The sequence below is a fragment of the Gordonia paraffinivorans genome, assembly GCF_900683595.1.
GTDB classification, from domain to species: Bacteria; Actinomycetota; Actinomycetes; order Mycobacteriales; family Mycobacteriaceae; genus Gordonia; species Gordonia paraffinivorans.
The window spans coordinates 1,086,059-1,098,730 of record NZ_CAACYD010000006.1 but is presented as its reverse complement, the minus strand read 5'-3'; the positions used below and the strand labels follow the sequence as shown (position 1 = coordinate 1,098,730).

Here is a 12,672-nt window from a genome sequence, read left to right as displayed (position 1 = left end):
GCGCTGCGCGCACGCCGCCGACGAGCATGTGTTCGGGCCCCGACGATGCGGCCCGAAGGGACTGTCAGCAACGGCGCTGACGGGGACACCGCCTTTGTGGTCGTTCCGCCCAGGTCAGCCCCTCAGGGGGTGGAAGACGACGACCGTCAGCGGACATCGAGGTCCGCGACGTGCACGGCCGAGTGGCCCCCCAGACATCTACGACGGGTAGTGCGTGCACCCTCCGCACGCATAAGTGAGGCGAATATGAAGCAGGCTCCGGGACCGGTTGGTCTCTACGACCCGCGTTACGAGCACGACTCGTGTGGCGTGGCGTTCGTGGTCGACATGTACGGACGACGCAGTCGCGACATCGTCGACAAGGCGATCATGGCCCTGGTCAACCTCGAGCACCGCGGTGCCGCCGGCGCCGAGCCGAACACCGGCGACGGCGCGGGCATCATGATCCAGGTCCCCGACCGTTTCTTCCGCGAGACGGTCGACTTCGATCTGCCCCCGGAAGGCAGCTACGCAACCGGTATCGCCTTCCTGCCGCAGGGTTCTGAAGACGCGCGTCAGGCCTGCGAGGGCGTCGAGAAGGTCATCGAGTCCGAGGGCCTGACCCTCCTCGGCTGGCGCGAGGTCCCCACCAACGAGACCTCGCTCGGTGCTCTCGCCCGCGACGCGATGCCGACCTTCCGCCAGGTCTTCATCGGCGGCGCCGAGGGCATGGAGCTCGAGCGCCGTGCCTACGTCGTGCGCAAGCGCGTCCAGTACGAACTCGGCAACAAGGGTGCCGGCGCCGACGGCCCGGGCCGCGAGACCGTGTACTTCCCGTCGCTGTCGGGTCGCACCTTCGTCTACAAGGGCATGCTGACCACCCCGCAGCTGCGGGAGTTCTACGTGGACCTGCAGGATTCGCGCGTCGAGAGCGCGCTCGGCCTGGTCCACTCGCGCTTCTCCACCAACACCTTCCCCTCGTGGCCGCTGGCGCACCCGTTCCGCCGCGTCGCGCACAACGGTGAGATCAACACCGTCACCGGCAACGAGAACTGGATGCGCGCCCGCGAGTCGCTCATCGACACCGGCGCCTTCGGTCCCGATGCCGCGTCGAAGATCTTCCCGGTGTGCACCCCCGGCGCCTCGGACACCGCGCGCTTCGACGAGGTGCTCGAGCTGCTCCACCTCGGTGGCCGCAGCCTGCCGCACGCCGTGCTGATGATGATCCCGGAGGCCTGGGAGCGTCATGAGTCGATGAAGCCCGAGCACAAGGCGTTCTACGAGTACCACTCGGCGCTCATGGAGCCGTGGGACGGACCGGCGTCGGTCTGCTTCACCGACGGCACCGTCGTCGGCGCCGTGCTCGACCGCAACGGCCTGCGCCCGTCGCGCATCTGGGTCACCGAGGACGGACTCGTCGTCATGGCCTCGGAGGTCGGCGTCCTCGACATCGACCACTCCCAGGTCGTGCAGAAGATGCGCCTGCAGCCGGGCCGCATGTTCCTGGTCGACACCGCCGCCGGCCGCATCGTCGACGACGAGGAGATCAAGGACGAGCTCGCTGCCGAGCACCCGTACGCGGAGTGGCTCGAGCAGGGCATGGTCGCCGTCGACGACATCGAGGCCCCGCCGCACATCCACATGCCGCATGACCGGGTCACCCTGCGTCAGCAGGTCTTCGGCTACACCACCGAGGAACTGAACCTCCTCATCGCGCCGATGGCCAAGACCGGCGCGGAGGCGCTCGGCTCGATGGGCACCGACACCCCGATCGCGGTGCTGTCGAAGCGCCCGCGCATGCTGTTCGACTACTTCCAGCAGCTCTTCGCGCAGGTCACCAACCCGCCGCTGGACGCCATCCGCGAGGAGGTCGTCACCAGCGTCGGCTCGACCATCGGCGCCGAGGCCGACCTGCTGCACCCCGGCCCCGAGTCGTGCCGCCAGATCTCGCTGCCCCAGCCGGTGATCGACAACGACACCCTGGCCAAGCTGGTCGAGATCAACGACAACGACAAGCTGCCGGCCTTCCGCAGCATCCACATCCACGGCCTCTACCCGGTGGCCGAGGGCGGGGACGGCCTGCGCAAGGCCCTCGACGAGATCCGGGCCAAGGCGAGCGCCGCCATCGACGAGGGCGTGAACCTGATCATCCTGTCCGACCGCGAGTCGGACGAGACCTACGCGCCGATCCCGTCGCTGCTGCTGACCGCCGCGGTGCACCACCACCTGGTGCGCGAGCGCAAGCGCACCCGCGCCGGCCTGATCATCGAGTCCGGTGACTGCCGCGAGGTCCACCACGTCGCGACCCTGGTCGGCTTCGGCGCGGCCGCGGTCAACCCGTACATGGCCTTCGAGACCATCGAGGACATGATCGAGCGCGGCGTGCTCGGCGACATCGACTTCGCGACCGCGAAGAAGAACTACATCAAGGCCGCCTCCAAGGGCGTGCTCAAGGTGATGAGCAAGATGGGCATCTCGACCATCGCCTCCTACACCGGCGCGCAGCTCTTCCAGGTGATCGGCCTGTCGCAGGAGCTCGTCGACGAGTTCTTCACCGGCCTCAACAGCCAGCTCGACGGCATCGGCCTCGACGACATCGCCGCCGACGTCGCCAAGCGCCATGCCCTGGCCTTCAACGACCGGCCGTCGGAGCGCGCGCACCGCGAGCTCGAGGTCGGCGGCGAGTACCAGTGGCGCCGCGAGGGCGAGTACCACCTGTTCAACCCGGACACGGTCTTCAAGCTGCAGCACTCCACGCGCACCGGCCAGTACAAGGTGTTCAAGGAGTACACCAAGATGGTCGACGACCAGTCGCGCCGTCTGGGCACGCTGCGCGGCCTGTTCGACTTCAACTTCGGCGATCGCGACCCGATCCCGATCGAGAAGGTCGAGCCGGCCAGCGAGATCGTCAAGCGCTTCTCGACCGGCGCGATGAGCTTCGGTTCCATCTCGGCCGAGGCTCACGAGACGCTCGCCATCGCCATGAACCGCCTCGGCGGCCGCTCGAACTCCGGTGAGGGCGGCGAGGATCCGCGTCGTTTCCATCACGACGAGAACGGCGACTGGCGTCGCAGCGCGATCAAGCAGGTCGCGTCGGGACGCTTCGGCGTCACCTCGCACTACCTGAGCAACTGCACCGACATCCAGATCAAGATGGCGCAGGGCGCCAAGCCCGGTGAGGGTGGCCAGCTGCCGCCGCACAAGGTGTACCCGTGGGTCGCCGAGGTGCGCGGCTCGACGCCGGGCGTCGGCCTCATCTCGCCGCCGCCGCACCACGACATCTACTCGATCGAGGATCTCGCGCAGCTGATCCACGACCTGAAGAACGCGAACCCGAAGGCGCGCATCCACGTCAAGCTCGTCTCCGAGGTCGGCGTGGGCACCGTCGCCGCGGGTGTGTCGAAGGCACACGCCGACGTGGTGCTCATCTCGGGCCACGACGGTGGCACCGGCGCGTCGCCGCTGACGTCGCTCAAGCACGCCGGCGCGCCGTGGGAGATCGGCCTGGCCGAGACCCAGCAGACCCTGCTGCTCAACGGCCTGCGCGATCGCATCGTGGTCCAGGTCGACGGCCAGATGAAGACCGGCCGCGACGTCGTCATCGCCGCCCTGCTCGGCGGCGAGGAGTTCGGTTTCGCGACCGCGCCGCTGGTGGTCTCGGGCTGCATCATGATGCGTGTCTGCCACCTCGACACCTGCCCGGTCGGCATCGCGACCCAGAACCCGCTGCTGCGCGAGCGCTTCTCGGGCAAGCCGGAGTTCGTCGAGAACTTCTTCATGTTCATCGCCGAAGAGGTTCGGGAACTGCTGGCGCGCCTCGGTTTCCGCACGCTGCAGGAGGCCGTCGGCCACGTCGAGGCCCTCGACACCTCCAAGGCGATCGCGCACTGGAAGAACGAGAAGGCCGGCAAGCTCGACCTGTCGACGATCCTGACCATGCCGGAATCGCCGTTCATGAACCAGGACCTGTACTGCTCGGGCGTCCAGGACCACTCGCTGGACAAGGCGCTCGACCAGCAGCTCATCGCCCAGGCGCGCGAGGCGATCGACCACGGGACCCGCGTGTCCTTCACGTCGAAGATCACCAACGTCAACCGCACGGTCGGCACGATGCTGGGCCACGAGGTCACCAAGACCTATGGCGCCCAGGGACTCCCGGACGGGACGATCATCATCGACTTCAACGGTTCGGCGGGCAACAGCTTCGGTGCCTTCGTCCCGAAGGGCATCACGCTGCGCCTCGAGGGCGACGCCAACGACTTCGTCGGCAAGGGCCTGTCGGGCGGCCGCATCGTCGTCCGTCCGGCGCGCAACGCCCCGGAGGGCTTCGTCGCGGAGAACAACATCATCGCCGGCAATGTCATCGGCTTCGGTGCCACCGCGGGCAAGATCTTCCTGCGCGGCATCGTCGGCGAGCGCTTCTGCGTCCGCAACTCGGGCGTGACGGCGGTCGTCGAGGGCGTGGGCGACCACGGTTGTGAGTACATGACCGGCGGGCGCGTCGTCGTCCTCGGCGACACCGGGCGCAATTTCGCGGCCGGCATGTCGGGCGGCATCGCCTACGTGTACGACCCGGAGCAGAAGTTCGCGGCCAACCTCAACACCGAGCTGGTCGACCTCGAGCCGCTCGAGGAAGAGGACGTAGAGTTCCTCGCCGCCATCATCGAGGAGCATCGTGCGGAGACCGAATCCCCGGTCGCCGCAGCGCTGCTCGCCGATTGGGACACTGCCCAGACCAAGTTCGCCAAGGTCATGCCGCGGGACTACAAGCGCGTGCTGCTGGCCATCTCCGAAGCGGAGAAGACCGGGCGAGACGTGAACGAAGCGATCATGGAGGCCGCACGTGGCTGACCCCAGAGGATTCCTGAAGCACACCGAGCGGGAGCTGCCCGACCGCCGTCCGGTGGACCTGCGCCTGATGGACTGGAAAGAGGTCTACACCGACTTCGACCGGTCCCACCTCCAGACGCAGGCCAGCCGCTGCATGGACTGCGGTATCCCGTTCTGCCACAACGGCTGCCCACTGGGGAACCTGATCCCCGAGTGGAACGACCTGGTCTACAAGGACCGGTGGCGCGACGGCATCGAGCGTCTGCACGCGACCAACAACTTCCCGGAGTTCACCGGTCGCCTGTGCCCGGCTCCGTGTGAGGCGTCGTGCGTGCTCGGCATCAACCAGCCGGCGGTGACCATCAAGCAGGTCGAGGTCGAGCTCATCGACAACGCCTTCGACAACGGCTGGGTCACCCCGGTCATGCCGTCGAAGAAGACCGGCAAGAAGGTCGCGGTCGTCGGCTCGGGCCCGGCCGGCCTGGCCGCCGCCCAGCAGCTCACCCGCGCCGGTCACGACGTGACCGTGTTCGAGCGCGCCGACCGCATCGGCGGCCTGCTGCGCTACGGCATCCCCGAGTTCAAGATGGAGAAGCGCCACATCGACCGCCGTCTGGCGCAGATGGAGGCCGAGGGCACCGTCTTCAAGACCGGGTTCAACGTGGGCGTCGACATCACCGCCGAGCAGCTGCGCGCCGACTTCGACGCGGTCGTCCTGGCCAACGGTTCGACCATCGGTCGCGACCTGCCGATCCCGGGCCGCGAGCTCGACGGCATCCACCAGGCGATGGAGTTCCTGCCCCAGGCCAACCGGGTCCAGCTCGGCGACACCGTCGAGAACCAGATCACGGCCAAGGGCAAGAAGGTCGTCATCATCGGCGGCGGCGACACCGGCGCCGACTGCCTGGGCACCTCGCTGCGCCAGGGCGCGGAGAGCGTGCACCAGTTCGAGATCATGCCCAAGCCGCCGATCGAGCGGGCCGAGTCGACCCCGTGGCCGACCTACCCGCTGATGTTCCGCGTCTCCTCGGCCCACGAGGAGGGCGGCGAGCGCGTCTACTCGGTGAACACCGAGAAGTTCATCGGCGACGAGAACGGCAAGGTCAAGGCGCTCAAGGCGCACGAGGTCGTCATGCGCGACGGTCGCTTCGAGAAGGTCGAGGGCACCGACTTCGAGCTCGAGTGCGACCTGGTGCTCCTCGCCATGGGCTTCGTCGGCCCGGAGCGCGGGGACCTGCTCGACAAGCTCGGCGTCGCCTACGACGCCCGCGGCAACGTCAAGCGCGACGACAACTTCGCCGCCGTCGGACTGCCGGGTGTGTTCGTCGCCGGCGACGCCGGTCGTGGCCAGTCGCTGATCGTGTGGGCGATCGCCGAGGGCCGCTCGGCGGCCGCGGCGGCCGACGAGTACCTGACCGGTACCTCGTTCCTGCCGGCGCCCATCGAGCCGACCACGGTCGCCCAGCGCTGATCTGACACATCGAGATCGCGGACTCCCGCCGCACCCGTGCAGGGTCGGCGGGAGTTCGTGGTTTTCGGGGTTCGAGAGGTGCATCGGCGGGCGGGTCAATCGCCTCACGCGGCTGCCGGTGCGCCCATAGACCAGGTGAAGCCCGGCGTGACCGCCGTCCAGTGGGCGAACCGGTATCTCGCCGGCCTGGCCTGAGCCGACGGCCGGGGACGTCCCGAACCCGCCGCCACAACTCGCCGCGCTGCGGTGAACGACCCCGGAAACCGACGACTCCCGCACACCGATCGGGTGTGCGGGAGTCGTCGTCTGTGGCCTCGGGGGCTACTTCTTGCCGCCCAGGATCGATCCGAGGATGCTGCCGAGGAGATCGCCGCCACCCTGCTTGGCGCCGCTTCCGGCCGCGCCGCCGAGCATTCCGCCGAGGAGGTCGCCGAGCCCGCCGGCGGCACCGCCGCCCTTGCCGCCGCCGAGCACGGTGCCGAGCCGATCGCCCAGGCCGCCGCTGCCGGCCTGCGTCGGGGCGCCGCCGCCGGCTCCGCCGAGAACCTTCTTGGTGAGGTAGCTCAGCACGATCGGCGCGAGGATCGGCAGCAGCTTCTGGACCACGCCCGGGTCGACCGCGGCGGCGGGGACCTGGTTGCTGACGGCGCCCGCGACCTCCGGGGTCTTGTCGCCGAAGATGTGCGCGACGATCTTCGAGCCGTCGGCCGTGTCGACCTGGTCGACGTCGATCTCACCGGTGGCGAGATCGTTGTCGTGCTGGGCGAGGGCGCCGACGAGTTTCTGGGCCGCCTCCTCGTCGGTGGTCTGCGTCTGCAGGCCGGCGAGCAGAGCGGGCACCGCCTGCCGAGCGGCTGCGCGTGCGGAGTCCTCGTCGACGCCGAGCTGCGTGGCCAGGGAGCCGTAGGGGAGGCGCGACAAGAGGTCGTCGATGTCGGACAAGGCGCTGCCTTTCGGTCAAGAACAGTGAAGGTCCACGTGAACCTACTGGATCGGGCGGTCACCCACCAGACTCCGCGCCGCGACCGTGTGAACCGGGATCGGGCCGGATGTGGTCCGACCGGATGGCATACGACCGACCGCCGGCGGAATACCATAGTTCCTGGTAGAGAACGCGTCGCTACCGGGGATGTAACGCCTCGCGTGCCATGATCGATCTAGCCGGTGTGTAACGGCGATCACAGCCCGAACCAGCCGCGGCCGTGAACTCACATGTCGGCGCGGGCTTCGGATGATCGTGGCCGAGACCACGTCATCTCCGGGGCCGGCCGCCGAGAAATGCCGCTACAGTAGAGCAAAGTCAGAGTCCGTTGAACTGAATGTGGATCGCACCAGGAAGTGATTGGTCATGAAGTTGGCTGACACCCTTCACACATCCCGCAGGGGATCGCTGCTGAATTCGCTCATCGGGGGGCGACTCGGCGGACGCCGCACACACGCACCCAACTTCCCCGCGGAGGCCGAGCGCCTGATCACCCCGGCGGAACTGAGACGCTACGGCGTCCGCTCCTGATCAATCCGAGACGCCGACGAGGGCGGTGACCCGCACGACGGGTCGCCGCCCTCTCTGCTTTCGATCACCGTCGCGAGGAGGATCTCATTCCGCTGCGACCCGGGCGCTCATCCCGCCGATCTCGACCACGTCGCCGATTGCCAGTTGCCGGCCCCGTCGGGTCTCGACCTCGCCGTTGACCGTCACCAGGCCATCGGCGATGACCTCCTTGGCCTCGGCGCCCGACTCGATGAGATTGGCCAGCTTCAGGAACTGACCGAGGCGGATGGACTCGTCGCGGATCGTCACGTCGTACACGGTGCCGATCATGCCCCGTGAGGGCGGAGAGGGCCACATCGGTGCGGCCAGAAGAGATTCTGTGACGCTGCACAGCCGGATCAGCGTGGACTGCGAGAGTGCGGACTGTTCTGCGACTACCTTCGACGCATGGCCACCGACTCCCCACTCGCGCCGGTCGACCCCGCGAATCCCGATGCCGCCGTTCCCGGGAACGCCCCGGCGCGGCGAGAACCCACCGCCGCCGACCGGCGATCCCTCGCACTGCTGAACCAGATCAGGCGACCCGCCGGATTCGGCCGCAACGCCCCCAAGGTGGCGGGCACGGTCGTCGGCGTCCTGGCCGCGATCTCGTTGCTGTCGAGCCTCATCCCGGCCTTCCGGCGGCTGATCCACGACCCCCGCCGGTACGTCGACGACTACATCATCACCCTGCCGGACACGAGCTTCGCGTGGGCGTTCGTCCTGGCCCTCATCGCCATCGCGCTGTCGGCGCGCAAGCGCATCGCCTGGTGGATCAGCGTCATCTACCTCGTGCTGTTCATCGCCGGCAACCTCGTCTTCCTGATACCGGCGCTCGAGGACGATCTCGAGGTCACGTCCTGGGACCGCACCAACCTGTGGATCGGCGTGGTGATCGACCTCGCGGCGCTGATCTTCCTGATCGCGACGTACAAGCAGTTCTACACCCGGGTTCGCCGCGGGGCGGTGCCCGCCGCGATCGCCACCCTGATCGTCGGCCTCGGCATCGCGACGCTGCTCGGCTGGGCGCTCGTCTGGGCCTTCCCCCACAACCTGACCCACGGCGAGCGGCTCGCCTACGCCTTCAACCGGGTCGTCGCCTTCGGCGCCATCGACGCCGACGCCTCCTTCGACGGCCGGCACGCGCCGGTCTTCGTCAACGGCCTGCTCGGCCTGTTCGGCGCCCTGGCCCTCATCGCGGCGGCCGCGGTCCTCTTCCGGTCGCAGCGCCTGCGCTGGCTCATCACCGCCGAGGACGAGTCGCTCATCCGCGCCCTCATCAAGCGGTTCAACGACGACGACTCGCTGGCCTACTTCTCCACCCGTCGCGACAAGGCGGTCGTGTTCTCCCCGGACGGCCGCGCCGCGATCACCTACCGCGTGGAGGTCGGCGTCGGCATGGCCGGCGGCGACCCGATCGGCGATCCGGAGTCGTGGCCCGACGCCATCGCCGAATTCGTCGCCCTCTGCGAGAAGTACGGCTGGCACCCGGCGGCCATCGGCGCGAGCGCGCACGGCGCGGAGGCCTACCACGCAGCCGGTTTCGTCACCCTGAACATCGGCGACGAGGCGATCATCCACACCCGCGAGTACAGCCTCAGCGGTCCGGCGATGAAGGCGGTCCGGCAGGCCGTGACGCGCACCCGGCGGGCCGGGGTCACGGTCCGCATCCGCCGGCACGCCGACATCGACGACGCCGAGATGCAGAAGGTCATCGCCCGCGCCGACGAGTGGCGCGACACCGACGAGGAGCGCGGTTTCGCGATGGCGCTGTCGCGGCTCGGCGACCGTGCCGACGACGAGTGCCTGCTCGTCGAGGCCGTCATCGACGAGGGCACGCCGAGCGAGCGGGTCGTCGGCATGCTGTCCTTCGTGCCGTGGGGCCGGCGGGGCGCGTCGCTGGACCTGATGCGCCGCGACCGTTCGGGCCCCAACGGCGTCGTCGAGACGATGGTCTCCGAGCTGTGCCGCAACTCCGAGCAGTTCGGCATCACCGAGGTCTCCCTCAACTTCGCGGCGTTCCGCGCGTTCTTCGAGCAGGGACCGCAGATCGGCGCGGGCCCGATCATGCGCTTCGGGTACTCGGTGCTGATGTTCGGCTCGAAGTTCTTCCAGATGGAGTCGCTGTACAAGTCCAACGCCAAGTACCTGCCGGACTGGCAGCCGCGCTACCTGTGCTTCGAGGACAGCCGCATCCTGCCGCGGGTGGGCCTGGCCGCGATCGTCACCGAAGGTTTCGTCACCCTCCCGAAGTTCGGCCGCGACAAGCACTACGAGGGCGGGCGCTCGTCGATCCCGCCGGGTGTCGACGCGCCGGCGCTCATCGCCCGGCTCGAGGAGGAGGCCGAGACCCGCGACGTCGCCGTCGTCCACCGGCCCGAGCAGGTGCGGGTCCGCCTGGAGAAGATGGACCGGCTCGTCGAGCAGGGGTTCGATCCGTACCCGCCGGCCGACGCCCCGACGCACACGATCGCGCAGGCCCGCTCCGAACCGGAGGGCACGGTGGTCACCATCGCCGGCCGCGTCACACGCCTGCGCGACTTCGGCAAGGTCGTCTTCGCCGACGTCCACGACTGGTCGGGCGAGGTGCAGGTGCTCGTCGAGGAGTCCCGCCTGATCCCGGGCACCCCCGATTTCGGCGGCGACGTCGATCTCGGCGACCTGATCCAGGCCCGCGGCGTGGTCGGCACGAGCCGGTCCGGCGAGTTGTCGATCCTCATCGACGCGTGGCGGTTCAACGGCAAGTGCCTGCGGCCGCTGCCCGACAAGTGGGCGGGCCTGACCGACCCGGAGGCGCGCGTCCGCCAGCGCTACGTCGACCTCGCGATCAACGAGCGCAGCCGCCAACTGCTCGCCACGCGCAGCATCGTGGTGAAGTCGCTGCGGGACTTCCTGTCCGCCCGCGGCTTCCTCGAGGTGGAGACGCCGATCCTGCAGCAGATCCACGGCGGCGCGAACGCCACCCCGTTCCAGACGCACATCAACGCCTACAACCTCGACCTGTACCTGCGCATCGCCCCCGAGCTGTACCTGAAGCGGCTGTGCGTCGGCGGCGTGGAGAAGGTGTTCGAGATCGGCCGCAACTTCCGCAACGAGGGCGTGGACTTCAGCCACAACCCGGAGTTCACGAGCCTGGAAGCCTATGAGGCGCACAGCGATTACCTGAAGATGCTCGATCTCACCCGCGAGATGATCCAGCACGCGGCGACCGCGGCCTACGGCGAGCCGGTCATCGTGAGGACCGACGCCGACGGCAACGAGGAACGCATCGACATCTCCGGCGAGTGGCCGGTGAAGACCGTGCACGAGGTCGTGTCGGAGGGGGCGGGGGAGGAGATCACCCCGGACACCCCGGTCGAGCAACTGCGCGCGGTGTGCGACCGCCTCGACATCAACTACCGCCCCGACTGGGACGCCGGCCAGATCGTGCTCGAACTGTACGAGCACCTCGGCGAGGACCGGACGACGTTCCCGACGTTCTACACCGACTTCCCGACGTCGGTGTCGCCGCTCACGCGTGCGCACCGGTCCAAGCCGGGTGTCGCCGAGCGTTGGGACCTCGTCGCGTGGGGCGTCGAGCTCGGCACCGCGTACACGGAGCTGACCGACCCGGTGGAGCAGCGCAAGCGCCTCACCGAGCAGTCGATCCTGGCCGCGGACGGCGACCCGGAGGCGATGGAGCTCGACGAGGACTTCCTGCAGGCCCTCGAGTACGCCATGCCGCCGACCGGCGGTCTCGGTGTCGGCGTCGACCGCGTGGTCATGCTGATCACCGGCCAGTCGATCCGCGAATCCCTGGCGTTCCCGCTGGCCAAGCCGCAGGACGCCTGACCTCGGGCACACTGGCCGGGTGACCCCGATTCCGCACACGGAGGACGCCCCCGGTGAATTCGTCACCGTGGGCGACCACCGGCTGCACGTCCTCGACGAGGGGGCGGGCCCGCCGCTGCTGCTGATGGCGGCGCTGGGCAGCAACTGGTTCGACCTCGACCCGCTGGTCTCCCGGCTGGTCTCGTCGTGGCGCGTGATCCGCTACGACCGGCCCGGGTACGGGCTGTCGAGCCCGGTCGGGCGGCAACACCTCCCGACGCTGCTCGGCGAGGTGGACCGGATGGTCGAGGTCCTCGACGCGCGCGGGGTGACCGAACCCGTTGTGGTGGTCGGTCATTCGCTGGCCTCGCTGTATGTGGAGGCGTTCGCGCGCCGCCATCCCGAGCGGACCGCGGGGGTGGTGGTGCTCGACGGCTCCTACGTGCTGGTCCCGTGGCGGCTGGTGCCGCTGTCGTTCCGGGTCGGCAACGCGCACCGGCTGGTGGGGACCGCCCGGGCGGTGACGAGCCGCGTGGGGCTTCGCCGGTGGCCGAGCCTGGGCGTGTGGACGCGGGTCGTGCCCGCGCCCCCGGAGGGTCGCGGGGAGAGTCAACGGCATTGGGGCGCACGGCTGTTCGGTCAGCCTGAGTTCCTGCTGGCGATGCTGGTGGAGAATGCGGCCTTCGGGGCGATGAACAAGACCCTGCGGCAGTTGCGGCGCAGCAGTCCGATGCCGCGCGTGCCCGTCACCGTCGTGGTCGCGTCGTCGACGCTGCCCGGCTGGCGGCTGTTCTGGGAGTGGAAGCAGCAGCGCTACGCCGATGTTCTCGGCGCCGACCGGATCACGGTGCTGCCCAGGGCGAAGCACTTCCTGGTCTCCGAGCGGCCCGACGAGGTGGCGGAGATCATCGACGACGTCCGGTGAGCACGGGGCGGTTCTGCGCGGCGGTCGTGCTACTCGATTGCGCGGCGAGACCGAGGCCGGCGGTGTCCGCCACCGGGAGGTCGGGTGCGCAGAGCGGGATTGGTTAGCCGGAGTAAGCGTGATGTA

General features: G+C 69.0%; 6 protein-coding genes. 4 read left to right on the top strand and 2 right to left on the bottom strand.

The genetic code is table 11. The annotated features are described in order from the left end of the window. Positions 1–246 precede the first annotated feature (246 nt). Together gltB and E1P53_RS11965 are read left to right on the top strand one after the other, a co-directional pair. Positions 247–4,830, top strand: a complete 4,584-nt coding sequence (gltB, locus tag E1P53_RS11970) for a glutamate synthase large subunit (RefSeq protein WP_131734415.1) — start codon at positions 247–249, stop codon at positions 4,828–4,830. Then, positions 4,823–6,280 carry a glutamate synthase subunit beta gene (locus E1P53_RS11965; RefSeq protein ID WP_131734414.1) on the top strand — a complete coding sequence of 486 codons (1,458 nt, stop codon included), beginning with the start codon at positions 4,823–4,825 and terminating at the stop codon, positions 6,278–6,280. Before gltB ends, E1P53_RS11965 begins: the two co-directional genes overlap by 8 nt. 321 nt (positions 6,281–6,601) lie before the next feature. Here E1P53_RS11965 and E1P53_RS11960 read toward each other — a convergent pair whose 3' ends face one another. After that, positions 6,602–7,222: a DUF937 domain-containing protein gene (locus E1P53_RS11960; protein WP_131734413.1), complete on the bottom strand. Its 621-nt coding sequence runs from the start codon at positions 7,220–7,222 to the stop codon at positions 6,602–6,604. 655 nt (positions 7,223–7,877) lie between these two features. Beyond that, positions 7,878–8,102 (bottom strand): RNA-binding S4 domain-containing protein, encoded by a 225-nt coding sequence (locus E1P53_RS11955; protein ID WP_006901891.1) that lies wholly within the window; start codon positions 8,100–8,102, stop codon positions 7,878–7,880. Positions 8,103–8,219: 117 nt separating this feature from the next. Here E1P53_RS11955 and lysX point away from each other — a divergent pair, with 117 nt between their 5' ends. Together lysX and E1P53_RS11945 are read left to right on the top strand one after the other, a co-directional pair. Then, entirely contained in the window at positions 8,220–11,642 is a 3,423-nt protein-coding gene (gene lysX, locus E1P53_RS11950; RefSeq protein WP_109239036.1) for a bifunctional lysylphosphatidylglycerol synthetase/lysine--tRNA ligase LysX, read from the top strand. A gap of 19 nt (positions 11,643–11,661) precedes the next feature. Then, on the top strand, positions 11,662–12,546 hold the full coding sequence (locus E1P53_RS11945; RefSeq protein ID WP_109239035.1) for an alpha/beta fold hydrolase: 885 nt from the start codon (positions 11,662–11,664) through the stop codon (positions 12,544–12,546). Positions 12,547–12,672 lie beyond the last annotated feature (126 nt).